General features: G+C 72.0%; 23 protein-coding genes. 13 read left to right on the forward strand and 10 right to left on the reverse strand.

Annotated features, from left to right (window positions below; all coding sequences use genetic code 11):
* Positions 1 to 41 precede the first annotated feature (41 nt).
* Positions 42 to 542: a nuclear transport factor 2 family protein gene (locus AB0F81_RS17705; protein WP_360198208.1), complete on the reverse strand. Its 501-nt coding sequence runs from the start codon at positions 540 to 542 to the stop codon at positions 42 to 44.
* Positions 543 to 630: 88 nt separating this feature from the next.
* Between AB0F81_RS17705 and AB0F81_RS17710 the strand changes: the two genes are divergently transcribed.
* Entirely contained in the window at positions 631 to 1,431 is an 801-nt protein-coding gene (locus AB0F81_RS17710) for a LysR substrate-binding domain-containing protein (protein ID WP_360198211.1), read from the forward strand.
* Here AB0F81_RS17710 and AB0F81_RS17715 read toward each other — a convergent pair.
* Entirely contained in the window at positions 1,406 to 4,351 is a 2,946-nt protein-coding gene (locus tag AB0F81_RS17715) for an Ig-like domain-containing protein (protein WP_360198213.1), read from the reverse strand. The genes AB0F81_RS17710 and AB0F81_RS17715 overlap by 26 nt on opposite strands.
* A gap of 167 nt (positions 4,352 to 4,518) precedes the next feature.
* Between AB0F81_RS17715 and AB0F81_RS17720 the strand changes: the two genes are divergently transcribed.
* The 4 genes from AB0F81_RS17720 (at position 4,519) to AB0F81_RS17735 (ending at position 8,972) form a co-directional block, all read left to right on the forward strand.
* Complete coding sequence (locus tag AB0F81_RS17720) at positions 4,519 to 5,856, forward strand: MFS transporter (RefSeq protein WP_360198216.1); 1,338 nt, start codon at positions 4,519 to 4,521, stop codon at positions 5,854 to 5,856.
* A gap of 46 nt (positions 5,857 to 5,902) precedes the next feature.
* Complete coding sequence (locus AB0F81_RS17725; protein ID WP_360198219.1) at positions 5,903 to 7,162, forward strand: MFS transporter; 1,260 nt, start codon at positions 5,903 to 5,905, stop codon at positions 7,160 to 7,162.
* A 74-nt stretch (positions 7,163 to 7,236) separates the two neighbouring features.
* On the forward strand, positions 7,237 to 7,605 hold the full coding sequence (locus tag AB0F81_RS17730) for a hypothetical protein (RefSeq protein WP_360198221.1): 369 nt from the start codon (positions 7,237 to 7,239) through the stop codon (positions 7,603 to 7,605).
* Complete coding sequence (locus AB0F81_RS17735) at positions 7,602 to 8,972, forward strand: caspase family protein (RefSeq protein ID WP_360198224.1); 1,371 nt, start codon at positions 7,602 to 7,604, stop codon at positions 8,970 to 8,972. Before AB0F81_RS17730 ends, AB0F81_RS17735 begins: the two co-directional genes overlap by 4 nt.
* Positions 8,973 to 9,038: 66 nt before the next feature.
* Here AB0F81_RS17735 and AB0F81_RS17740 read toward each other — a convergent pair whose 3' ends face one another.
* A complete protein-coding gene (locus AB0F81_RS17740) occupies positions 9,039 to 9,575 on the reverse strand; it encodes a hypothetical protein (RefSeq protein ID WP_360198227.1) in 537 nt (178 codons plus the stop codon).
* 138 nt (positions 9,576 to 9,713) lie between these two features.
* Here AB0F81_RS17740 and AB0F81_RS17745 point away from each other — a divergent pair, with 138 nt between their 5' ends.
* Both AB0F81_RS17745 and AB0F81_RS17750 read left to right on the forward strand, forming a co-directional pair.
* Complete coding sequence (locus AB0F81_RS17745) at positions 9,714 to 10,112, forward strand: VOC family protein (protein ID WP_360198351.1); 399 nt, start codon at positions 9,714 to 9,716, stop codon at positions 10,110 to 10,112.
* Between the two features lie 67 nt (positions 10,113 to 10,179).
* Positions 10,180 to 10,842 (forward strand): hypothetical protein, encoded by a 663-nt coding sequence (locus AB0F81_RS17750; RefSeq protein WP_360198230.1) that lies wholly within the window; start codon positions 10,180 to 10,182, stop codon positions 10,840 to 10,842.
* 22 nt (positions 10,843 to 10,864) lie between these two features.
* On the opposite strand, the gene AB0F81_RS17755 is transcribed toward AB0F81_RS17750, so the two are convergent.
* The 3 genes from AB0F81_RS17755 to AB0F81_RS17765 all read right to left on the reverse strand — a co-directional run bounded on the left by AB0F81_RS17755 (position 10,865) and on the right by AB0F81_RS17765 (position 14,156).
* Entirely contained in the window at positions 10,865 to 11,527 is a 663-nt protein-coding gene (locus AB0F81_RS17755; protein ID WP_360198233.1) for an alpha/beta hydrolase, read from the reverse strand.
* Between the two features lie 139 nt (positions 11,528 to 11,666).
* Positions 11,667 to 12,278, reverse strand: a complete 612-nt coding sequence (locus tag AB0F81_RS17760; RefSeq protein WP_360198354.1) for a tetratricopeptide repeat protein — start codon at positions 12,276 to 12,278, stop codon at positions 11,667 to 11,669.
* A 3-nt stretch (positions 12,279 to 12,281) separates the two neighbouring features.
* Positions 12,282 to 14,156: an NB-ARC domain-containing protein gene (locus tag AB0F81_RS17765; RefSeq protein ID WP_360198236.1), complete on the reverse strand. Its 1,875-nt coding sequence runs from the start codon at positions 14,154 to 14,156 to the stop codon at positions 12,282 to 12,284.
* Positions 14,157 to 14,190: 34 nt separating this feature from the next.
* Here AB0F81_RS17765 and AB0F81_RS17770 point away from each other — a divergent pair, with 34 nt between their 5' ends.
* A complete protein-coding gene (locus AB0F81_RS17770; protein ID WP_360198239.1) occupies positions 14,191 to 14,379 on the forward strand; it encodes a hypothetical protein in 189 nt (62 codons plus the stop codon).
* On the opposite strand, the gene AB0F81_RS17775 is transcribed toward AB0F81_RS17770, so the two are convergent.
* Positions 14,376 to 15,872, reverse strand: a complete 1,497-nt coding sequence (locus tag AB0F81_RS17775; RefSeq protein ID WP_360198242.1) for a S8 family serine peptidase — start codon at positions 15,870 to 15,872, stop codon at positions 14,376 to 14,378. The genes AB0F81_RS17770 and AB0F81_RS17775 overlap by 4 nt on opposite strands.
* Before the next feature lie 116 nt (positions 15,873 to 15,988).
* Between AB0F81_RS17775 and AB0F81_RS17780 the strand changes: the two genes are divergently transcribed.
* A complete protein-coding gene (locus AB0F81_RS17780) occupies positions 15,989 to 17,509 on the forward strand; it encodes a GGDEF domain-containing protein (protein ID WP_360198245.1) in 1,521 nt (506 codons plus the stop codon).
* Positions 17,510 to 17,543: 34 nt separating this feature from the next.
* Positions 17,544 to 18,083, forward strand: coding sequence for a hypothetical protein (locus AB0F81_RS17785; protein ID WP_360198248.1), 540 nt, complete (start codon positions 17,544 to 17,546; stop codon positions 18,081 to 18,083).
* Here AB0F81_RS17785 and AB0F81_RS17790 read toward each other — a convergent pair.
* Positions 18,068 to 18,679, reverse strand: a complete 612-nt coding sequence (locus tag AB0F81_RS17790; RefSeq protein ID WP_360198251.1) for an NAD(P)H-dependent oxidoreductase — start codon at positions 18,677 to 18,679, stop codon at positions 18,068 to 18,070. The two genes, AB0F81_RS17785 and AB0F81_RS17790, sit on opposite strands and share 16 nt — an antisense overlap.
* A 28-nt stretch (positions 18,680 to 18,707) precedes the next feature.
* The gene (locus tag AB0F81_RS17795; RefSeq protein WP_360198254.1) at positions 18,708 to 19,553 is read right to left on the reverse strand and encodes an aldo/keto reductase; all 846 of its coding nucleotides are present in this window, start codon (positions 19,551 to 19,553) and stop codon (positions 18,708 to 18,710) included.
* Between the two features lie 57 nt (positions 19,554 to 19,610).
* Here AB0F81_RS17795 and AB0F81_RS17800 point away from each other — a divergent pair, with 57 nt between their 5' ends.
* Positions 19,611 to 19,946 (forward strand): MerR family transcriptional regulator, encoded by a 336-nt coding sequence (locus AB0F81_RS17800; RefSeq protein WP_360198256.1) that lies wholly within the window; start codon positions 19,611 to 19,613, stop codon positions 19,944 to 19,946.
* An 84-nt stretch (positions 19,947 to 20,030) separates the two neighbouring features.
* Here AB0F81_RS17800 and AB0F81_RS17805 read toward each other — a convergent pair whose 3' ends face one another.
* Complete coding sequence (locus tag AB0F81_RS17805) at positions 20,031 to 20,570, reverse strand: TetR/AcrR family transcriptional regulator (RefSeq protein WP_360198356.1); 540 nt, start codon at positions 20,568 to 20,570, stop codon at positions 20,031 to 20,033.
* Positions 20,571 to 20,705: 135 nt separating this feature from the next.
* Here AB0F81_RS17805 and AB0F81_RS17810 point away from each other — a divergent pair, with 135 nt between their 5' ends.
* Both AB0F81_RS17810 and AB0F81_RS17815 read left to right on the forward strand, forming a co-directional pair.
* The gene (locus AB0F81_RS17810; protein WP_360198259.1) at positions 20,706 to 21,149 is read left to right on the forward strand and encodes a DoxX family protein; all 444 of its coding nucleotides are present in this window, start codon (positions 20,706 to 20,708) and stop codon (positions 21,147 to 21,149) included.
* 167 nt (positions 21,150 to 21,316) lie between these two features.
* The gene (locus tag AB0F81_RS17815; protein WP_360198262.1) at positions 21,317 to 21,790 is read left to right on the forward strand and encodes a DUF4442 domain-containing protein; all 474 of its coding nucleotides are present in this window, start codon (positions 21,317 to 21,319) and stop codon (positions 21,788 to 21,790) included.
* Positions 21,791 to 21,816 lie beyond the last annotated feature (26 nt).

Consider the following 21,816-nt stretch of genomic DNA (forward strand, 5'->3'; position numbering starts at 1 on the left):
CGGGCCACACCTCACCGTGCGGCCCGCGGCCTGCGATCGCGTCACCGGACCGGTTGCGCCGCGCCGAAGATGGCGACCGGGTCACCCGTCAGCCAGACGTTCTCGATGTGGACGTGGGTCATCAGCCAGCGCCCGCCGTCCCGGACGAGTCTCACGGCGTAGCGGTTCTTCAGGAGGGCGTGCGTGCCCGGGTCGGCGACGAGCACGTGTTGCGCCTCCACCAGCGCCGTCAGGCTCGCCGTGTCGCCGGTGATCGCGGTGCGCGGGTTGGTGACCTGGTGGGTGGTGATCACCCGGCCGGCGAAACCGTCGAGGATGGTGTCGACGATCGCGTCGCGGCCGGTCATCAGGGGTGGGGTGCCGCCCCAGCGGCGGGCGGCGGGGCGGAAGTCGAGTTCGGCGCCGGGCGCGAACGAGGAGGCGAACAGGGCGCGGTCGGCGAGATCCTGGCCCAGGCCGAAGCGGTACAGAGCGTCGACGATCTCCAGGTGGTCACGCAGGTCCCGGTCGGAGTCGAGCGCGTGGTCGCGGGTGATGAACATGCGTCGAAGTCTTCGCCCGGACCCTTCATCGATCAACGCGAGAGTGTGCAACGATCGTGAAGCACAGCTTCACGATCGGCGGTGGTCCATGCTCGAACGGCACGAGATCGAAGCGTTTCTCACTCTGGGCGACGAACTGCACTTCGGGCGTACGGCCGAACGGCTGCACGTCTCGACGACCCGGATCAGCCAGACCGTGGCCAAGCTCGAGCGGCGGGTGGGCGCCGCGCTGTTCCACCGGACCAGCCGGCGGGTCGCGCTGACCGAGGCCGGCCGGCAGCTCCGCGACGAGCTACGGCCCGCCTGGGATCAGGTGAACGCCGCGGTCCGGCGGGTCAGCGGCACCGTCAGCGTCGCCTTCGTGGGGGCGGCCGGCGGGCAGTTCGTGCTGCGGATCGTCGAGCGTTACCGGGAGCGGCACCCGGCGGCCGAGGTCCCGGTGCGGGAGGCTCAGCTCGGCGAGTTCGCCACCTGGCTGCTCGACGGGGTGGTGGACGTGGCGCTGGTTCCGTACCCGATCGAGGTGCCCGGCCTGGCAGCCGGCGGCGTGCTGATCTCCGAGGCGCGGATGCTGGCCGTTTCCGCTCAGGATCCGCTCGCCGCGCGGCAGGCCGTGCCGGTCGCTGAGCTCGCGGACCTGCCGGTCCTGCCGCCGGCGGCGACGTTCCAGGAGATGCTCACCTGTGTCGGGTCCGGCCGCGGCGTGCTGCCCGTCGGGGCGCACGTGCGCCGCTACTACGCCCGCCCCGACGTGGCCTACCTGCCGCTGACCGGCGCCGACCCGGTCGAGTGGGGACTGGCCTGGCACGCGGAACGGGCCGATGCCAGGGTGGTCGCCCTCAACCGGGTGGCGCACGAGGTGGTCAGAGGCGGGGCTTCAGCAGCGTGATCCGGCTGGCGCCCAGCTCGGTGACATACAGGTTGCCGGTGGACAGGTCCTCGGTGACGTCGAGCGGCTGACTGAAACCGGTCAGTCCGGTGATTCCCGTGGTGCGGTTGGACAGCGCGCCGGACGCGGCCACGTCGAACGTCTGGATGTCCTGGCCGGACGAGTAGCGCACGACCAGCAGCTTGCCGTCGAGGGCGCCGCCGAACGCCGGACCGCGATATTCGATGACCCCGTTGGCGGAGGCGTGCAGACCGGCGTCGTAGGTGCCGGCCAGGTCGAAGTTCGGGTCCGGCGGGGTGCCGTTCGGGTAGGCGGGCACCTCGAACGGGTCGGTGCCGTCGGTCGGATCACCGCCGGCGAGGACCCACTCGCAGCGCACCGGGTTCGGATGGCCGTAGTAGCGGCCCGGCTTCACGTCGAAGACGTAGTCGGTCTCCGGCGTGCTGACGCTGGTCAGAGCGGGCACGGACGGCCCGGTGTAGCCGCGGCGGGCACACGAGGCAGGCAGCGTCGCCGGGGTGGCGGGGGTGTTGCCGCCGGCCGCGGAACCGTTCGTCGGGGCGTACAGGTGGCCGTTGCGGTGCCAGACCAGGTCGTAGGCGTTGCGCACGCCGGTGGCGTGCAGCGTCAGCGGCGCGCCCGTCGCGTACGGGTCGTAGCTGCCCCCGTCCTCGGTCTTCGCGTTCACCGGCAGTGTGGCCGGCAGCCGGGCCGGGTCCAGCCGCAGGATCGCCGCGCTGAGCAGCCGTTCCGGGCGGTTGCCCCAGGTCGAGTCAGGGGCGCCCATCGCGTTGTTGGCGCCCTGGCTCAGATAGAGCGCGCCGTCCGGCCCGAACGCGAGCGAGTTGGTCTCGTGGTCCTTCACCGAGCGGGGCAGACCGACCACGACCTGCGTGTAGGTGCCCAGGTTCGCCCCGGTCAGCCGGCCGATCCGGCCCGACCAGTCGGGGACGTTCAGCGGGCCGACGTACTCGTAGTTGTCGGTCACCCACAGGATCGGCGCGGCGGCCGTCGACGCGGGGTCGAAGGCCATGCCGATCACCGTACGGGCGGGTGCGCCGGGCAGGCCGAGGGCGGCGGCGTTGTCGCGTACGGTCGTGATGACCGTGGCCGTGCCCAGCGTGCCGTCGGGGTTGATCGGGAAGCGGAAGATCCGCCCGTCCAGGGTGCCGGCGTAGAGCCGCCCGTCCGGGCCCTTCACCACCGTGGTGAACTTGGCGCCGGTCGCCACGCCCACGGTCTTGTCGAACGCGATCGGACCGCCGGTGCCGCCGCCCGAGCCGGTGGTGAACACCATCGAGAACGGCGCGAACGCCTTCCCGGTCACGTCCCGCACACCGCTGGTCAGGGTGAACCGGTAGGCGGTGTTGGCGGCCAGCGCCGCCGTGGGGGAGAGGTTGACGACGTCGCCACCGCCGCTGGTGATCGTGGTGGCGGGCACCGCCGCGCCGTCGGAGAGCCGGGTCAGCGTGACGGTCGAGGCGGTCAGCGACGACGCGGCGACCCCACCGTTGGGCAGCACGAGGTCCTCGACCACGCTGGTCGTGGTGGGCGCGTTCGTGGCCGTGTTGGCGGGCGTGCTCGCCCGTACCGAAGGAATCGCTCCCCAGGCCGGGACGCTCGCGATGTCGATGTAGTGGAACTTGGTGTTGCTGCCGCCGGACGGCGTCAGCGTGAGCTTGCCGTCGGTGACCCGCACGGTGCGGGTCGCGGTGGCGTGCCGGGTGGCCGCGGTGGGCACGAAGCCGGCGATCGCGTTCTGGTCCTCGACGTTCGCCCAGTGCACGCTGTTGTAGGAGGTGCCGGCGTCGCCGACGGCGACGGTCACAGTGTAGAGGCCGGGCGGGACCGCGGCCTCCCACGCGCCCGGCGTGGGCACGCCGGCCGAGCCGGCCGGCAGCTGGGCGTGCATCAGCGTCGCGAGACGGAGGTCGGCCTGGCCGGCCGCCGGGTTGCGGTTGCGGCCGTTGCCGGTCAGATCCACCGGCGTACGCTCGCCGAGGTCGACCCAGCCGTATCCGCGGGCGACGGTGTACGCCCCGCCGGAGTCCCGCACGTAACCGGCGGGTGGCGCGGTTGCCGCATCCGAGAAGTTGACCTTCAGGCTGACCGCGGACGGCGTCGCGGTGACCGTGTTCGACTGCCCGGAAGCGTCGGTGACCTGGTAGGTGTAGGCGGTGCCGTTGGTCACCGTGGTGTCCAGGAACGAGGTGCGGTTCGCGGTGCCGATCGGGGTGCCGTCGCGCAGCACCTGGAAGGTGGCGGAGCTGCCGGTCCAGCTCAGCGCGACCTGGCCGTCCGAGGCGGTGGCGGTCAGCGCAGCCGGGGGCTCGTCGGTCACCCGGGAGATCTCGGCGTAGTTCAGCTTGGTGTTGGTGCCACCGACCGCGTCCAGGGTCAGGCGCCCGTCGGTGACCGGCACGGTGACCGTGGCCTGCCGGAACTCGGCGGCCGCGGTCGAGACGAAACCGCTGATCGCGGTGACGCCCTCGACCCGTACGGTGTGGCTGCTGTCGTAGGCGGGCTGGTCCCCGACCGAGACGGTGACCTGGTAGCGGCCGTCGGGCACCGTGAACTCCCAGGCGCCGGCGGTGGCCACGCCGGTGGTGCCGCCGACATGCTGATATTGCATGTGGATCAGCGTGTTGAGCAGCGGGCCGACGCCGGAGCGCGCCCGGTCCCGGGTGTTGCGGATCAGATCGAGCGGGGTGCGGTCGTCCTGCCGCACCCAGCCGCGGCCCCGGGCCGCGTCGAACGCGGCGCCGGTGTCGGCGGTCCAGCCGGCCGGCGGCGCGGAGGCGGCCGGCTGGAAGTTGATTTTCGCGAGCGGGGTGACGGCGGCGTGCGCGGGCCCGGCCGGGACCAGCGTTGTCAGAGGGAGGAGGGCGGCAACGGCGACTGTCCAAACTCGACGAAGCATGACGATCAAATTGACACATCTGATCACCCGCCGGGGTGTCGGATATCCGTCGCCGTGGATCTCTGGCGTTGTGCCCGCACCCGCCCCGGATCCGGGCCGGGTGCGGCCGGCCACACCGGGAATGTGCGGGCACGCGTCAACGGCGCTGCTCGGGGTAACCCGCAGCCGTGCATATCCAGGACGCCATCGACCGCGTCGGCTTCGGGACGTTCCAGCGGCGGTTGTTTTTCCTGTGCGGGGTCACCTGGGCGGCGGACGCCGCGGAGATCCTGCTGCTGTCGTTCGCGCTGCCGGGGATCACCCGCGAGTTCGGCCTGAGTCCCGGCCAGGCCGGGGCCGTGGTGACCTCGACCTTCGCCGGGATGCTGGTGGGCGCGTGGTTCTGGGGGATCATGGCCGACCGGGTCGGGCGGCGGCTCGGGTTCCAGCTCACCATCGCGATCTTCGCGGTGTTCGGGGTGGCGTCCGCGTTCGCCACCGACCCGGTGTGGCTGGCGGTCCTGCGGGCGCTGACCGGATTCGGGCTCGGTGGGGCGTTACCGCTGGACTTCGCCCTGTTCACCGAATATCTGCCGACCCGCGACCGGGGGCGCTGGCTGGTCCTGCTGGAGAGCTGGTGGGCGGCCGGCACGGTCATCGCCGCCGGGCTCGCCCTGCTGATCATGCCGACACTGGGGTGGCGGTGGCTGCTGGCCAGCTCCGCGGCGGCCGCGCTGCTCGTGCTCTGGGCCCGGGCGCGGGTGCCGGAGTCGGCCCGCTACCTGCTCAGCCGGGGTGACGCGGCCGGGGCGCGCGAGCTGATCGACCGGGTGGCGCGGGTCAACGGCGCACCGCCGCTCAGCGAGCCGCTGACCCCACCGGAGGGCAAAGGCGCGACCGGGCCGGGCACCCTGTTGCGCGGGGCGCTGGGGCGGGTGACGCTGCTGCTGTGGGCGGTGTGGCTGCTCATCGGGTTCGGCTACTACGGGATCTTCTCCTGGCTGCCGCAGATCTTCGCCAACGAGTACGGGTTCCTGCGCAGCTACCAGTACGTGTTCTTCCTGGCGCTGGCGCAGTTGCCCGGCTATCTGTCGGCGGCCTGGCTGGTCGAACGGGCCGGCCGCAAGCCGGTCCTCGCCGGGTATCTGGCGGCGGCGGCGCTGGCCACGTTCACCTGGGCGATCGCGGACTCGGCGGCGCTGGTGTTCGTAGCGGCGGGGCTGATGAACTTCTTCACGCTGGGGGCGTGGGCGGCGCTGTACGCCTACACGCCGGAGCGCTACCCGACCCAGCTGCGGGCCTCCGGGCTCGGGGCGGCCAGCGGGTTCGCCCGGATCGGGGCGGTCGCGGCGCCGCTGGCCGGGGGTGCGCTGCTGGCCGCGTCGCTGCCGGCGGCACTGTCGGCGTTCGCGGCGGCGTTTCTGCTGGCGGCGCTGGCGGTCGCGGGGTATGCGGTGGAGACGCGCGGCACGCGCCTCGACGACACGGTGGCCGAGCAGACCGTCCCGGCGAGAGCTCCGCACTGAATCAAACGCCTTGCAAACCGTACGTACGTACTTTTAGGGTTCAGGGGTGCTGCCCGCCCCTGGAACTCCTCGCGTCCTGGCGCTCGCCACCCTCGTCAACACCGTCGGCAACGGCGCGTACCTCGCATGCGGCGCGCTCTTCCTGACCCGCTCCGCCGGGCTGACACCGGCCGAACTCGCCCTGGCCCTGAGCGTTTCCGCCGGCGCCGGCGTCCTGCTCACCACCCCGCTGGGGTACGTGATCGACCGCGCCGGCCCGCGTACCTCGCAGATCACCGCACTGCTGGCGCTGGCGGTGACGTGCGCCGCGGTGGCCTTCGTCCGTGACCTGGCCACCTTCGTCCCGCTCGCCTGCCTCATCGCCGTCGGCGATGCCGTCGTCAAAGCCGCCAACGGCGCGATGACGGCGAGCGCGGTGCCGCCGGCCGAACGCATCCGCACCAGGGCGTTCCTGCGCTCGACGAACAACGCCGGCATTGCCCTCGGAACACTCGTGGCCGGCGCCGCGCTGCTGGCCGACACGCGGGCCGCCTACCTGGCCGTGCTGTTCGGGAACTCTGTCACCTGCCTGGCAGCCGCACTGATCATCACGCGGGCGGCCCCCGCTCGCTCCACCCGAGCACCGATCGGTGGGCCGCGTATGGTGGCGCTCCGTGACCGGCCGTTCCTGGCGTTCGCGGCCCTCGACGGTCTCGTCGCCGCCCTGTTCAACTACATGCTCACCCTCGCGCTGCCGCTGTGGCTGGTGGCGCGCACCGATGCCCCGGCCGCGCTCGTCTCCGTGGTCCTGCTCGTCAACACCGTCGGGTGCATAACACTGCAGGTCCGGGCCACGCGCGGGATGCAGACGCTGGCGGACGCGCCGCCCGCCATCTTCCGCGCCGCACTCCTGGTCGCGGCCTCCTGCGTCCTGTTCGCCTCGACCGATGCGGCGCCGACGTGGCTGGTGGTCGTGCTGGCCCTGACCGCCGCGGCCGTGCACGTCCTGGGTGAACTGCGACTGGCCGGCGCTTCGTTCGTGGTGGTCTTCGACCTGGCGCGGGAGTGGGCACACGGCCAGTACCAGGCGGTCTACCAAACCGGCCGGCAGATCGGCAACATGATCGCGCCGCCGCTGCTCACCGCCCTGGTGATCGGCTGGGGTGTGCCGGGCTGGCTCGGCCTGGCGGGAATCTTCGCCGCCGCCGGCTTGATCGCGCCCCGCATCATCCGGTCGGCGATGACCACCCGAGATCAGCACAGCATGATTCAGTCCGGGCATAGCCGGGCTTCGACGATGGGGTTCGGCTTTCCTCCGAGTGGCTGACGCTTTTGCTGCCGCGAGTCGCTAGTGTCGCGGTCGTCCTGCGGAGTTGCCGGTGGACCGAATTGAGGCGCTTGATGAATCAGGTGCAGATGTCCCTCTCAGTGGCATGCCCTGCCCTGGATGCCGACGACGTGGCTGCCCTGGCCGCTGGGCTGCGACGAGAAATTCTGAAGGTCGACGTCGACGGCGCTGAACCAATGACTGCTGGTAAGGCGCCGGCCGGCGCCAAGTCCGAGGCCCTGGTTGCCGTCGGTGCGTTCGCCGTCACGTTGGCTCCCACGGTGCTGGACAGCTTGATGGTCGTCATCGCGTCGTGGCTGAGCCGCCAGCCGAACGACGTGGTGATCGAGATTGATGGAAACCGATTCCAGGGCCGCGTCTCCAAGGAGCAGCGCGACCAGCTCGTATCCGCATATCTGCGTCGGGTGGACAACGCCTCGTGACAAGATCACCGCGGCGGCGCCGAGCGTTGTTGGTCGGCTGTGGCACCTACACCGACTCCTCGCTCGCGCAATTGCGTTCTCCGCGGCGTGATGTCGAGGAACTGGGCCGTGTGTTGCGGGAAGCCGGGTACGACCAGGTGTCAGCACAGATCGACTGCAATGCGCGTGAAGCGCAGCGGGCCGTCGAAGCCTTTCTGCTGCAGGCCCGGGTCGATGATGCACTCAACCTGGTCTATTTCTCGTCTCATGGCCTGCCGGATAGGCAGGGCAAGCTGTATTTCGCATTCTCCGATACTGAAAAGGAGTATCTGAGCGCGACCGCTGTGGCCGCAGAATGGGTGCGCGACCGAATCTATGAGAGTCGTTCAAGGTCTACCGTCGTGCTGGTCGATTGCTGCTTCAGTGGCGGATTCATTGCGGGTATGCAAGCGCGATCGGGTGCCGAAGCGGACGTCGACGTATTAGTCCGTGGTTTACCGGAGGGCAGCGGAGTCGCGGTGCTGACCGCTTCCGGTGAGCGGGAAGTCAGCTTCGAGGACATCGAGTCGGAGGTGGTGCGACCGTCTTACTTCACGGAGGCGGTGGTGGCCGGATTAGGAACCGGTGCTGCGGATCTGAATCGCGATGGCCGGATCACCGTCGATGAGTTGTACGAGTACGTTTACCGCCACGTTGCAAGCGGACCGTCGCCACAACGGCCACGCAGGCTCGGGATGGGTGAGGGCTCGATGGTGGTAGCCGAAACAACCGTGGTCTCGCCGCCTGCCGCGCAGGCGGAGTCGCCGCTCCGAGCTCCCTCTCCGGTACTTCGAGCGCGGGGCGTCCTCGGCTATGCGGTATTCGATGGCCAGTGGGTCGTCATCGGACAGGATGGATTCGGCCATGTACTCAAAGGCGAGCGGCGGCTGCATATCGGCCAACTGGCCGGGGTGGCGTTCAAGCCGGCGACGACCTTGAACTACGGATACCTGCAGGTTATCCAGAAGGGCGTTCAGCCCATGCCGATCAGCCGATTCGGGCCGGCTGCCGGACGGCCACCGATGGAAGACGGCGCATCGGTTTCCTTCTCCAAAGCTGTGAACGATGAGATGCAGCAGATTCGAGACGCCATCGAGGCGGCTATCGGCGGCCCGCAGGGCGGCGTTCGTACACTACCGAGCAAGAAGACTGCCAGGGCGGCCTTCGGTGGCGCGATGCTGTGGGCGCTGGGATTCGTGGCGGTGCTCGTTGAAGTGATCGTGGTGGCCGTCACCGTCACCGACAGTTGGGAGGACCACAGCGCCGGGACGGCGATCACGGCAAACCTGCTCGGTGGCTTCGCGGTGCTCGCGATCGGCCGGGTGCTGTACGTCAATCACCGTCGCTAGGGTGGTCCCGGGCCTGAGGCCGCCTCGATGCCTCGCACGCCGGGACATCCGATTCGATCAGCTCGGTCAGTGAGCCCGCAGTGAACTTTCGGCGCGGGCCGGTGACGACCGGAGACGGAGCCACAGTCCGTAGCCCGCCGCCGCGAGGCAGCCCGCGGCGGCCAGGATCGCTGTCTGGAGAAGGCGATCACCGGCGGCGGCATCACAGGCCAGCCGGAACTCCGTGAGGTCGGAAGCGGCGGGACGGTACCGGTCAACCAGCGTCCCGCAGGTGGCGAAGGACCAGCCGTCGGCCAGGAACGGCCGGGTGGCCAGCAGCGCGGCCGGCGTCAGCAGCAGGGCGCCGGCTGAGGAGCGGCGGATCCACTGTCCGAGCGACGCCGGCGTGGCGGCAGCCGAGCGGATCAGCGCGCCGAGCGTTACGCCACCCGCCAGCACGACTGCGGTGCCCGCCGCGGCCACCACGAGGCCGGGCGACCGCCCGGGGAGCCCGATGAAGCCGGCGAGCGCGGCGAAGACCACCCCGGTCACCGCGACCGCCAGGCCTGCGCCCAGGGCGCGCCCGCTACGGCGATTCAGCGATGTCTGGGTGGGGGAAAGCATCGGAGCTCCAACGATCTCAAGCATTCTGGAGCCAAGAACCTAACCCACACCCCACGGTACGAGCGGACGCCCCGGAAATCGTTGGCGGACGACCGTAGCTCGGACGATGATCCGGTGACCGTTGGCGGAAGGGCGAGCATGACGAGCAGGTTCACGGAGTTGTCGATCGACTGTCACGATCCGCGCGGACTGGCGGGGTTCTGGTGCCAGGTGCTGGGCTACCAGATCATCGACGAACGACCCGACCTGGTCGAGATCGCCGCCGGGGAGCCGACGGTGGAGGCGGTGCGAGCGGCGCCGCAGCCGCCAACCGTGATCTTTGCCAGGGTGCCGGAGGGCAAGGTCGTCAAGAATCGCCTCCACCTCGACGTCAGCCCGATCGATGTCAGCCGTGACGAAGAGGTGGAACGGCTGATCGCGCTCGGAGCCCGTCGCGTGGACGTCGGCCAGGGCGACGTGAGCTGGGTGGTGCTCGCGGACCCCGAGGGCAACGAGTTCTGCGTGCTCCGCACCCTGGCACCCCAGCCGTGCCCGTAAGAGGCACACCGGGGCGGGAAGCGGCGAATGTGTGCGGCGGCCCCGCGGCACGCGTCACGCTGCACTGGTGAGTACGTCCGACCAGATTCGTATTCGCCTGTTCGCCGAGGCACCGGCTGCCCGGAGCGAGGAACTGGCCACGGCCCTGGCTCACCGTCTCGCCGGCCACGGTCATGTTCAGGTGCACGAGATCGGCACGTACGGGAAGGACCCCCGGTACCTGGAGTTTGATCTTGACCTGACACCGGCCGGCAGCGCATCGGATGGCATCGGCCGGCTGCGCGCGCTCCAGCCGGCAGGATGGTCGGGCGACGTCTGGAACCACCAGCCGGACAGGCCGGCGTTCCTGCTTCCCGAGGTGCGCTGGGCATGGCTGACCACCGGCGGGCTGCCCGCTCGGCCCGGCCGGCGGACCAGGCGCAGCACAGTCGCGGCGATAGCTGCAACTGCGCTGCTGGCAGTCATCTCCTTCTCGGGGACGTCCCTTGTCGGGCTCGCCCTGGCAATGTCGTGTGACGGCCCGGAGCGAGACCCTGCCGTCTGCGCCGAGGACGGCTTCTGGTTTGCTTCGCGCGGGTTCCTCTACCCGGCGATCGGTGGTCTCGGCGTAGCTGTCCTCGCGGCCTGGGTATGGCCTCGCCGGGACCGCTGGGCTTGGATCGGCGCTGGGTACCTCATAGTTCTCGCGGGCTTCGCCGTCAGCGTCACGCTTCTCCGGAACGCCCCGTAACGGTGGACTCGCGGCAGCAGGTCTACACGCCGGCTTTGCCGGTCATCAGCGCGGCCAATTCAGCGGGACGCGAGAGGAACGGCGAATGGCTCGTGGGCATGTGGTGCACCTCGTCGCAGTGCTTCGCCATCCGCTCCTGCAGCTCGCTCGACAGCGAATTGTCGTTGTCGGTGACGATGTAGGTGGTCGGCACGGTGTGCCACGCCGCCTGAGTGACCCGGTCCACCCACGGCTGGATGCGCTGGACGACGAGCTGCCGGACGGCCCGCTCGGCGATCTCGTCGGGCACGTCGCCGTAGAGCTGCGCGCGCGGGTCGTCGTTGACCGGGAAGAGCCCGTCGGTCTCCGCCGGGTCGGGGAGCCCGAGGAGCGTGAACATGGACTCGCCGACGTCCGGGACGAACGCGGCCAGGTAGATGATGCGCTCGACGTTCGCCAGCCCGGCCGCGCCCTCGGTCACCGGGATCCCGCCGTAGGAATGGGCGAGCACCGTGACCGGCCCGTCAACCGCCTCGATCGCCGCGCGCACGGCCGCCGCGTCCTCCCGCAGGCCACCCCGCGGCTCCGGCCCGGCGGTGGACAGCCTGACCGCGAGACTGGGCTGCCCGAGCCGGTCCAGCTCGCCCCTGAGCAGGTCGAACGCGGACGGCAGGTGCCAAGCCCCGGGTACGAGTACGAAAGTCATGATGCTCCTCGGACATGAGTAGGACGCTCTGTCCGATGAGACGCGCGACGGCGACCGAAGATCATCGCTATGGCCCGCGTCACCCCGCGTGCCTGGCCGGAACCCGCGGATACCGCCACCTGCCGCCGATCCCCGGGGGTTACCGGAGCCGAGTGCGGACCTCGTGGATCTCCGGGGCGTCGATGCCGGCCAGGATGCGGTTGGCTTCGTGTTCGGCCTCTCCGGCGGGGCCCGGCCGGCCGAGCGCCCTCTGTGCCGCCGCCTGTTTCAGCAGGCCGATGCCGAGGCGTACCGGGTTGTCGACGGCGGTGAACGTTTCCACCGCCTTGCGGAACGCTTGGTCGGCGGCGGTGAACTCGCCGGTGGCGAAACGGCAGTCGCCGACCGATTCGAGACTGAGCCCGTAGTCGACCGTCGTGCCGGTCTCGGCGAGGACCCGGACCGCCTCCTCATGGTGGGCGAGCGCTTCGGCGGGGTCACCGTTCGCGGTGGCGAGCCAGCCGAGGGCGCGCAGCGCACGGCCCTCGCCGGGGCGGTCACCGAGACGGCGGTACTCGGCGAGGGCCTCCCGGTAGGCGGTGCCGGCGGCGCCGGGTTCGCCGGTGTCCAGCCGGGCCGTGCCGAGCTGCAGCAACGAGCCGGCCAGCGCGGCGTCGGAGTGCTTCCGGCGCAGGGCGACCGCGCGTTCGAGCAGGGGGACCGCGCCGGCGGGGTCGCCGGTTCGCAGGAGCAGGTTGCCGAGGATGTTCAGCGCTTAGGCCTCGCTGGCCGCGTCGTCGAGCCGGGCGAAGCCGGAGCGTGCGGTTCGGGCCTGCTCGGCCGCGTCGTCGAGCCGGCCGACGTGGCCGAGCGCGTTGGCGAGGTCGCAGCGCAGGCGGCAGCGGCTGTTCTCGTCGGTGCCGGCCACCCATCGGTGCAGCGCCCGGGACAGCAGGTCGACGGCCTGCGCGGCGCCGCCGACCAGGTCGGTGGCCCGGCCGAGCCGCCACAGCGCGTGGGCCTGACGCCGGGCATCGTCGCCCGCCTCGGTGGCGCGGACGGCCTGCCGGCCGGCGGCCAGCCGGAATCGGTAGTCGGCCCGCAGCGTTGCGGACCGCTCGGTCGCCTGCCAGAGCCGCCAGGCCGCGTCGGGCCGCCCGTCGTCGACGGCACGCGCCAGCATCGCGACGAGAGCATCCCGCTCCGCAGTGATCTCGGCGGCGGCGCCGCCGGTGACCAGGCCGGCATACCGGTCGACCAGGCGTTCCAGAGCGGCGGCACGCTCGGCCGGGGACTCCTCGGCGATCAGGCACTCGTGGGCGAAGAGGCGCAGCAGATCGTGCAACCGGTAGCGGTCGCGCGCCGAGGGCTCCAGCAGCCCGGCGTCAACAAGCCGTTCCAGCGCCGCGCCCGCGCCGCCGGGCTGCCGCCCCGGTTCGTCCCTCTTGCCGGGCGACGCCGCGGCCGCGCCGCCAGGCTGCCGCCCTGGGTCGTCCGTCGTGCCGGGTGACGCCGCAGCCGCGCCGCCGGGCTGCCGCTGCCGCCCAGGGCCGTCCGTCGTGCCGGGTGGCGCGGTGGCCGCACGGTCGGGCGGGCCGAGGGCGGCAGCCGCCGTCGCGGTGTCGAACGAACGCCCGGAAATCGCGCCCAGGCGCCGAAAAGCGCGCCGATCCGGCGCCGGCAGATCGTCATAGCTCGCCCGGAAGCTGCTGCGCACCGCCAGATCGCCGGTGTGCAGCTCGTCCAGGCGGGACCGCTCGTCAGCCAGCCGGGCGGCCAGGTCCGCCACGCTCCAGGCGGGCCGGTGAGCCAGGCGGGCACCCGCGATCCGCACCGCCAGCGGCAGCGCACCGCACGCCCGGACCACCTGCTCGGCCGCCGCCGGCTCGCGCGCCACGCGGTCAGAACCGGCGAGGCCGGCCAGCAACTCCACCGCCGCGGCGGTGGGCAGGGCCGCCACCGGGAGGTGGACCGCCTCATCCAGGCCGGTCAGCGGCCGCCGGCTGGTGACGATCGCCAGGCAGCCCGGCGCCGTCGGCAGCAACGGCCGCACCACGCCGCTGGCCGGGGCGTCGTCCAGCACCACCAGCACCCGCTTGCCGGCCAGCACCGACCGGTAACGCCGTAGCAGCTGCTGCTCGGTGAGCGCCGGATCGACCCGCTCGCCGAAACCCGCCAGGAACCACGCCAGCACGTCGGCGGTCGTCCGGCCGGCGCCGAGATCGGTGAACAGGCGGCCATCCGGGAACCGGGCGCCCACCTGCGTGGCCAGCCGCAATGCCAGAGCCGACTTACCCACCCCGGCGGGACCGGTGATCGCGATCACCCGTACGCCATCGGTGGTCCATCGAGCGAGCTCGGCGAGCTCGGCATCGCGGCCGGCAAGGCCGGCCGGCGGCAGCGGCAGATCGGCCGGCGCCGGGCGGGCCGGAACCGGCGCTGCCGGGGCCGCGCTGTGCCGGGCCTGCCAGATGGCCAGGGCGGCGGTGATGACGGTCAGGACGCCGACCACCGGCCAGGCCAGCGCGGTCAGCGGGCGCAACGGCCCGGGCAGCGTCCCGCCGGTGGCGACGTTGACGGCGACGCCGAGGGCGACCGGGAGCAGGCTGGAAGTGATCACCAGTGAGACCAGCACCCCGCGCTCCCGCATGCCCCATCATGCGGCCTGCGAGCCAGAATGAGGTATGTCGACGAATCCTGCGATCGAGGTGCTGGACCGGTGGGCGGAGAGCGGCGGCACCTGGCGGGTCATCGCGCGCGGCGAGACGACCGTGACGGTGGCGCTGCTGACCTGCACCGGTGAAGAGGTCGACCGGGCCGGCTGGGCAGCCGACCCGGTCCTGTTGGCCTATCTGAGCGCGAACGCGCCCTAACCCCAGAGGGCGGTGCTCCAGCCGTCGGTGGCGGTGTAACGGGCGCCGGTCCACGCGTCCGCCGACCAGGCCCGGCCGGACCAGGCGCGGCCGGACCAGCTCGGGTCGGTCCAGACCCGGCTGCCGCCCCACGGGATGACCGGCCACACCGCGGCGCCCCACGTCTTCGAGGCGAACGAGGTGCCGGTCCAGCCGTTGCCGGCGACCGTGGTGCCCATCCAGGAGCCGCCGATCCAGGCCTGCCCGGCGGCGGTCATGGCCGCCCAGTTGGCGCTGTGGAACGGGCCGAAGACGCTGAACTCGCCGGTCAGCGCCACACTGTTGCTGACGACTCGGGTGGTGCCGCGGGCGTCGTCGATCTCGCCGGCGCCGCTGGACAGCGGGTGCTTCTGGGCGCTGTCGGCGGCCGGGGTCAGGCCCAGCGCGGTGGTCACGTTGATCTGCTTGAGCTTCAGCGTGCCGGCCTTGCCGGTGGTCAGCGCGGTGCCGCGCTTGAGCAGGTTCTTCACCTGGTCGGGGGTGAGTGACGGCTTGGCCTCGAGCAGCAGGGCGACGGCGGCGGAGGTCACCGCGGCGGCCTGCGAGGTGCCGCTGCCGCGGAACAGCGTGGTGCCGCTGCGCGCCGCCGGGAACGCGTCGTCGATGCTGGAGCCGGGGTCGCGCAGGGACAGGATCGACTCGCCGGGCGCCAGCACGTCGAGCGGCTTGCCGGTGGTGCCGCTGTTGCTGAACGCGGCCAGGTCGTCGTCGGCGGTGCTCACGGTGCCCTTGGTGGCGGCGGCGCCGACCGAGATGACGTACGGATCGGTGGCCGGGTTGGTGAGCTGCGCCTCGGCGTTGCCCTCGTTGCCGGCCGCGGCGACCACCACGATGCCGGCCTTCCAGGCCCGTTCCACGGCGTACTGCAGCGGGTCGATCGCGGCCGACGGGTTGCCGCCGCTGCCGTACGACAGGTTCAGCACCCGGATCGGGTTGCTCGGGTCGTCGTTGCGGTGCTCAACCACCCAGTCGATTCCGGCGATCACCTGGGAGACGTCGACGGCGCCGTTCGCCGTACCCAACTTGATCGAGGTGAGCTGCGCGCCGGGGGCGAGGCCCCGGGCGCCGCTGGCGCTGTCGTTGCCGACGATGATGCCGGCCATGTGCGTGCCGTGCCCGTAGGAGTCGAGGTAGCGCAGGTTGTCGGCCTGCGACTCGAACGACAGGTCCGGCCCGTTAACCACGTTCGCGGCCGGCAGCCCGGCGACCGGGGCCACCCCGGTGTCGAGCAGGGCCACACCCACCCCGTCGCCGGTCAGTCTCGCCGCCGTCCCGGTGTCCGCGCCGATGATCGTGCGCACGTCCTTCAGGCTGGTCCCGCCGGTGCCGGCCGGGACGGTGGTCAGCCACCCACCACCCGTCGCGGCGGCCGCCGGCACCGGCGCGGCCAGCACGCTGCCGCTCATCAGGGCAGCCGCCACCGCGGTCCGCACAACCTTGTTCGTACGTCTCATCGTGCGTCCTCCGTAGCGTGCCGGTTGCGATACGGTCGCCAGACATCGGCGGGGCGGGGTGCGGGCTGAGGGTTTTGTTTGCTTCAGTTCCGGCGCCCGGTGCCGATACGTCGGCGGTGACCCTGGACGTTGCCGCCGAACTCGACGACCTCGAGAACCACGAGGGGCACGACGTGGCGGCCATCCTCGCCCGCGCGACCACCGTCGCCGCGGCCGCCGACCGGCTCGGCGACGTCGTGTCCGCACACCGGGCCCGGCTGGTGCAGGCCGACATGCGCCGCCGCGAGGGCGACGTCGAGCACGCCACCCGGGTCTTCCTCACCACCCACCGGTGGGCGGAACAGCACGACTGCCGGCCGCTGCTGGCCCGCAGCCACTTCCACCTGGCGCTCACCTTCCACTACCTGGGCGATCACGCGGCCAGCCTGGAACACGCCCTGGGCGCGGTGGACCTGCTCGACGACGGGGCGCCGGCCGGGCTGCGCATCATCCATCTGATCCGGCTCGCCAACTCGCTCGCCGAGAACGGCTCCACCGACGAGGCGCGGGAGCGATACCGGCAGGCGGAGAGCATCGCCGTCGGCATCGGCGACCTGACCCGCCAGCTGCTGGTGCTGAACAACCTCGCGTACACCGAACTGGAGGCCGGCAACGCCGGCACCGCGCTGGCCGCGGTGGAACGCATGTACCGCGCGGCCCGCGCGATCGGCCGCGACCTGCTCATCGTCGAACGCGACACGGTCGCGAACATCCACATCAGCGCCGGCCGCTACGCCGAGGCCGAGGAGATCCTGCGCGACGTCTACGACGCGCCACCGTGGTACGAGGCCCACGACGCCGCCGAGGCCGCCCTGACTCTCGCCGTGGCCCAGCGGCACCGCGGCGCGCTCGACCGGGCGCAGGCCAGCCTGGACCGCTGCCGCCAGCTCTGCGCCGAGCACCAGCTGACCGCCGTCGGGGTGCGCGTCCTGGCCGAGCAGGCCGAACTGTTCGCCGCCGCCGGGGACCACCGGTCCGCGTTCGCCGAGTACAAGCGTTACCACGCGGCCAGCGAACAGCTGCGCTCCACCCAGCAGGAGGCGAAGGCCCGCGCCCGGCAGGCGGTCTTCGAGACCGCGGAGGCCCGCCGCGACGCCGAACGCTATCGCGAGCAGGCCCGCCGCGACCCGCTCACCGGCCTCTGGAACCGCCGCTACGTCGACGAGCGGCTGCCCGACGTGCTCACCGCGGCGGCCGCCGCCGGCACCGCGGTGACCGTGTCCCTCCTCGACCTCGACCACTTCAAACGGATCAACGACACGCTGTCGCACGACACTGGCGACCGGGTGCTGATGGCCGTCGCCGAACTCCTCGCGGACGTCGTGGGCGACGGCTTCGCGGCGCGGATGGGCGGCGAGGAGTTCCTGCTGGTGCTGCCCGGCGACGCGACCGCCCTGCTCGACGCCGTCCGGTTGCGGGTGGCCGGGCACCACTGGGCGCCGATCACCGGGGAGCTGCCGGTCACCGTCAGCATCGGCGCGGTGAGCACCGGCGCGGCCGGGCCCGCGAACCAGGCGGACCTGCTGGCCGAGGCCGACCGCCGCCTCTACGCGGCCAAACGTGCCGGCCGCAACCGGGTAGTCACCTCCCAGGGATGAGGCGCGCCCGGTAGCCGTCGACGAGCATCAGCTCATGGCTGTCGACACATTTCTTGCCTACGTCGGCGTCTACGCCTCCGTGGACGCGGCCAAGGCGGACTACGAACTGGTCAAGGACCTGCACACCGAAGCGCGCCTGATCGACGCGTACGACGCGGCCGTCGTCGAGCGCCGGGCCGACGGCAAGACGAAAATCGTCAAGAAGCACGAGACCCCGACCCGGGTCGGCGGGGTGCTCGGCGGCGGATTCGGACTGGCCACCGGCCTGGTCGTGGCGCTGTTCCCGTTCGCCGCGGTCGGCGGCGGCCTGCTCGCGGCGACCACCGGCGGTGGAGCGCTGCTCGGCGCGCTCGCCGGGCACGCCGCCGCCGGGATGAGCCGCCAGGACCTCAAGGAGCTGGGCGAGAGCCTCGACGCCGGCCAGGCCGGGCTGATCGTCATCGCCGTCGCGGACATGGGCGCCAAGGTGGAACGGGCGATGGCCCGCGCCGAGAAGCTCGCCGCCAAGGACCTCAAGGCCGACCCGGCCCAGATCGAGCAGGACGCCAAGTCGGCCGATCAGCCGGCCGGGTAGGGCTGGGCCTGCAGGAGCCGGGCCAGGTGGGCGGTGTTCGCCGCCAGGGTGGCGGTCGCCTTGCCGGTGGTGTCCGGCTTCGGCCCGGCCTGGTCGTAGTCGACGCCCTGCATGGCCTCGCCGACCCAGTAGGTGCCGCCGGACGCCGCGAGGCTGAACCCGACGTCGTTGAGCGCCTGGTACACCTCCGCGGTGACGTGGTGCGCGCCGTCCTCGTTGCCGACGACCGCGACCGCGGCCACCTTGCCGTAGGTCAGCAGGCGGCCCTGATCGTCGGTCTCGGACAGTTCGGCGTCGAGGCGTTCCAGCACCATCTTGCAGACGCTGGACGGCTGGCCCAGCCAGATCGGGGTGGCGATCACCAGGATCTGCGCCGCCAGGATCTTCTCCCGGATGGTGGGCCAGGCGTCGCCGTCGCCCTCGTCCGTGGTGACACCGAACCGGACGTCGTGGTCGACGACCCGGAGCAGCTCCCCGTCGACGTCGTGGTCGGCCAGCGCGGTCAGCACCTCGCGGCCGAGCAGTTCCGAACTGGACGGTGCCGGGGACTTCTTCAGGGAGCAGCCGAGGACGAGGGCTTTCAGCGTGGTGGTCATGGCCAGGTGCTTGCCCCACCGCCTTTGATCAAAACTCGGCCTCCGGCAGTTCCAGGTCGAGCGCGGCCAGGTTCTCGGCGAGGTGCGCGATCGACGTGGTGCCGGGAATCGGGATCAGCGTGGGGGAGCGGCGCAGCAGCCAGGCCAGCGCCACCTGCCCGGGTGTCGCGCCGAGCCGAGCGGCCACCTCGGCGATCGCGGACCCGGCGCGGGCGTGCTCACCCATCGCGAGCGGGAAGAACGCCAGGAAGGCGATCTTGTGCGCGGCCGCGTGGTCCACCACCTCGTCGTGGATCCGGTTCGAGACGCTGTACTGGTTCTGCACCGCGGCGATCGGCACGATCCGGGACGCCTCGCGCAGCTCGGCGACGCCGACCTCGGAGAGCGCCACATGCCGGATCTTGCCCTCGTCGCGCAGCCTGCGCAGCGCGCCGATCTGCTCGGCGAACGGCACCGTCGGATCGATGCGATGCAGATGCAGCAGGTCGATGCGGTCGGTGCGCAGCCGGCGCAGGCTCAACTCGACCTGCTGACGCAGGTAGGCCGGATGCCCTACGGGCACCCACTCGGCCGGGCTCGGACGCGCCACGCCGACCTTGGTCGCGATCACCAGACCTTCCGGGTACGGGTAGAGCGCCTCAGCCACCAGTTCCTCGCTCGCCCCCAGTGCGTACGCATCGGCCGTGTCGATCAGGTTGACGCCCAGGTCCACGGCGCGCCGCAGCACCGCTTTCGCCGCGTCCCGGTCGGTGGGCCCGTGCCAGACCGGCGCCGTGGCCGGATCCGGTTCCGGCGTCCCGGTGAGCCGCATGGTGCCGTACCCGATGCGGCGTACCGGAAGGTCGCCGCCGATGGAGAAGATCGTTTCGCTCATGCGGTCGACGCTAGAATCTCTCACCGATGTGAGATTCAAGCGCTTGTGAGGTGGCTCATGCGCATCGGTGCCCTGTCCCGCGAGACCGGGGTGTCCATCCGGCTGCTGCGTTACTACGAGGAGCAGGGCCTGCTCACCGCCGAGCGCAGCGGCACCGGCCACCGGCGGTACGACTCCGGCGCCCCACTGGTGGTCCGCCAGATCCGGGCGCTGCTCGCCGCCGGGCTGCCGACCGCGACGATCCGCGAGGTGCTGCCCTGCGTGACCGGCGCCGGCCCCGATGTGGACGAATGCGTCGCCGGGCTGCTGCGGGAGCGGCTGTCCGACCTGGACCAGCAGATCGCCACCCTGAGCGAGGCCCGCACCGCCCTGGCCGGTCTCATTCCGGCGTGACCGCTTCCGCGCTCACCGTGGCGTGACCGCTTCCGCGCTTACCGGAGCGTGACCGCGCTCACCGCGGCGTGACCGCTTCCGCGCTTATTTCGGCGTGGTCGCTCCCGGGCGCAGGTGGCCGAAGGTCAGCCCGAGGATGTCGCGGGCGACGGCCACCGGGTCGATCTCGGCGCCGTCGGCGAGCGCCCCGTCGAGGTAGAGGCTGGCGAAGCCGTGCGCCATCGACCAGGCGGCCACGGTGGTGGTGCGGTCGCGGCCCGGGCCGGGGGAGAGCTCGCGGCCACCGGCGGCGAGGATCTGCCCGGCGCGCTCGCGGGCCGGGCTGACGGCCGGGTCGTCGGGACGGTAGAGCTCCGGTCGGAACATCACCCGGAAATGCGCCGGGTGGGTGACGGCGAAGCCGACGTAGGCCGTGCCGACCTCGAAGAAGTCGTCGCCGGCCGCGGTGAGCGCCGTGGCGAACAGCTCGAAACCCTCGGCGGCGACCGCGGTCAGCAGCCCGGTCTTGTCGCCGAAGTGGTGTGCCGGCGCGGTGTGCGAGACCCCGGCGCGGCGGGCCAGCTCCCGCAGGCTCCAGCCGGTCGGGCCGGACTCCTCGATGGCTTGCAGGGCGGCGTCGAGCATCACCCGCCGCAGGTTGCCGTGGTGGTAGCCCGGCTGCTCGGTCTTCGTCACCCCGAAATCCTATCTTGCCATTGGCAACATTGCGCCAGCGCGCTATCTTTCCAGTGGAAACTTTCCACTGGAAAGGTGATGGTGATGGCTCCTCTGATTGCTCTGATCGGCGGCTTCGTGGTGCTCCGGCTGCTCGGCGTGGCCGGCGTCGACGCCCTGGACGCCTGGCAGCCCGCCCTGCGCGGCGGCCTCGCGCTGATGTTCGTGGTGACCGGGGTGGTGCACTTCTATCCACCCGCCATGCGGCGCGACCTCATCGCGATGGTCCCGCCCGGCCTGCCCCGGCCCGGCCTGCTGGTCACGGTCACCGGCGTCCTGGAACTGGCCGGCGCGATCGCCCTGCTGATCCCGCGTCTCGCACCGTTCGCGGCCGCCGGGCTCGCGCTGCTCATGCTGGCGATGTTCCCGGCCAACGTCTCCGCCGCCCGGCGCTCCCGCACCCTCGGCGGCCGGCCGGTCACCCCGCTGCCGCAGCGCACCGCCCTGCAGGTGCTCTTCGTCGCCGCCGCGGTCGCCGCCGGAGTATGAGCGTCCAGCAGGGGTCCTGCCGGAGTGTGAGCCGGCGCCAGGTGCTGGCGGATGGTGAGCTGCGGCGAACTGCCGGGCGGGGCAGGTCGCCGCTGGGCGGGGGAAACGACGGCCATCGGCCGACAGCACGACAGATGTCGTTCACCTCGGCCGGTCAACCTGGGCGGATGGACCTGACCGGCCTGGCCCGCACCCTGCTCGGCTCGATCCCGGCGCACCAGGCCGCCGGCCTGGAGGTGCTGCGAGCCGCCGACGGCGTCGGTGTGGTCGCCCTGGACGTCCGGCCGGAGCTGACCAACGTCATCGGATCGCTGCACTCCAGCGGGCTGATCACGCTGATCGACGCGGCCGGCCTGGCGGCCATCATCGCGGCCGGGCCCACCGAGGCGGCGTTCGAGGGCATCGTTCCGCTGGGCGGTTCGGCGAGGCTGCGCTTCCGGGCGCCCGCCCGGGGCCGGCTCACCGCCACCTGCGTCCTCGACGACACGGCCCGGGCCCAGCTCACCGGTGTCTTCGCCGGCACCACGGACCGGGCCCGCTTCACCACCACGGCGAGCGTCAGCGCGGCGAGCGGCACGGTGGTCTGCGAGGGCGGCTTCGACTGGAGCGTGCGCCGCACCGTCGGGGCGCCCACCGGCTGAACGGGTTGTTGCATCAGCGCTCAACA

Origin of the sequence: Actinoplanes sp. NPDC024001 (genome assembly GCF_040638955.1) — a bacterium.
GTDB lineage: Bacteria > Actinomycetota > Actinomycetes > Mycobacteriales > Micromonosporaceae > Actinoplanes.

Excerpts from the sequence above, each read along its gene's own strand:
- AB0F81_RS17810 (WP_360198259.1), top strand. The coding sequence starts at position 20,706 with ATGGCTCCTCTGATTGCTCTGATCGGCGGCTTCGTGGTGCTCCGGCTG.
- AB0F81_RS17775 (WP_360198242.1), bottom strand. The coding sequence starts at position 15,872 with ATGAGACGTACGAACAAGGTTGTGCGGACCGCGGTGGCGGCTGCCCTG.
- AB0F81_RS17755 (WP_360198233.1), bottom strand. The coding sequence starts at position 11,527 with ATGACTTTCGTACTCGTACCCGGGGCTTGGCACCTGCCGTCCGCGTTC.
- AB0F81_RS17795 (WP_360198254.1), bottom strand. The coding sequence starts at position 19,553 with ATGAGCGAAACGATCTTCTCCATCGGCGGCGACCTTCCGGTACGCCGC.
- AB0F81_RS17730 (WP_360198221.1), top strand. The coding sequence starts at position 7,237 with ATGAATCAGGTGCAGATGTCCCTCTCAGTGGCATGCCCTGCCCTGGAT.
- AB0F81_RS17785 (WP_360198248.1), top strand. The coding sequence starts at position 17,544 with ATGGCTGTCGACACATTTCTTGCCTACGTCGGCGTCTACGCCTCCGTG.
- AB0F81_RS17800 (WP_360198256.1), top strand. The coding sequence starts at position 19,611 with ATGCGCATCGGTGCCCTGTCCCGCGAGACCGGGGTGTCCATCCGGCTG.
- AB0F81_RS17805 (WP_360198356.1), bottom strand. The coding sequence starts at position 20,570 with ATGCTCGACGCCGCCCTGCAAGCCATCGAGGAGTCCGGCCCGACCGGC.
- AB0F81_RS17715 (WP_360198213.1), bottom strand. The coding sequence starts at position 4,351 with ATGCTTCGTCGAGTTTGGACAGTCGCCGTTGCCGCCCTCCTCCCTCTG.
- AB0F81_RS17745 (WP_360198351.1), top strand. The coding sequence starts at position 9,714 with ATGACGAGCAGGTTCACGGAGTTGTCGATCGACTGTCACGATCCGCGC.
- AB0F81_RS17705 (WP_360198208.1), bottom strand. The coding sequence starts at position 542 with ATGTTCATCACCCGCGACCACGCGCTCGACTCCGACCGGGACCTGCGT.
- AB0F81_RS17765 (WP_360198236.1), bottom strand. The coding sequence starts at position 14,156 with ATGCGGGAGCGCGGGGTGCTGGTCTCACTGGTGATCACTTCCAGCCTG.
- AB0F81_RS17740 (WP_360198227.1), bottom strand. The coding sequence starts at position 9,575 with ATGCTTTCCCCCACCCAGACATCGCTGAATCGCCGTAGCGGGCGCGCC.
- AB0F81_RS17770 (WP_360198239.1), top strand. The coding sequence starts at position 14,191 with ATGTCGACGAATCCTGCGATCGAGGTGCTGGACCGGTGGGCGGAGAGC.
- AB0F81_RS17815 (WP_360198262.1), top strand. The coding sequence starts at position 21,317 with ATGGACCTGACCGGCCTGGCCCGCACCCTGCTCGGCTCGATCCCGGCG.
- AB0F81_RS17790 (WP_360198251.1), bottom strand. The coding sequence starts at position 18,679 with ATGACCACCACGCTGAAAGCCCTCGTCCTCGGCTGCTCCCTGAAGAAG.
- AB0F81_RS17710 (WP_360198211.1), top strand. The coding sequence starts at position 631 with ATGCTCGAACGGCACGAGATCGAAGCGTTTCTCACTCTGGGCGACGAA.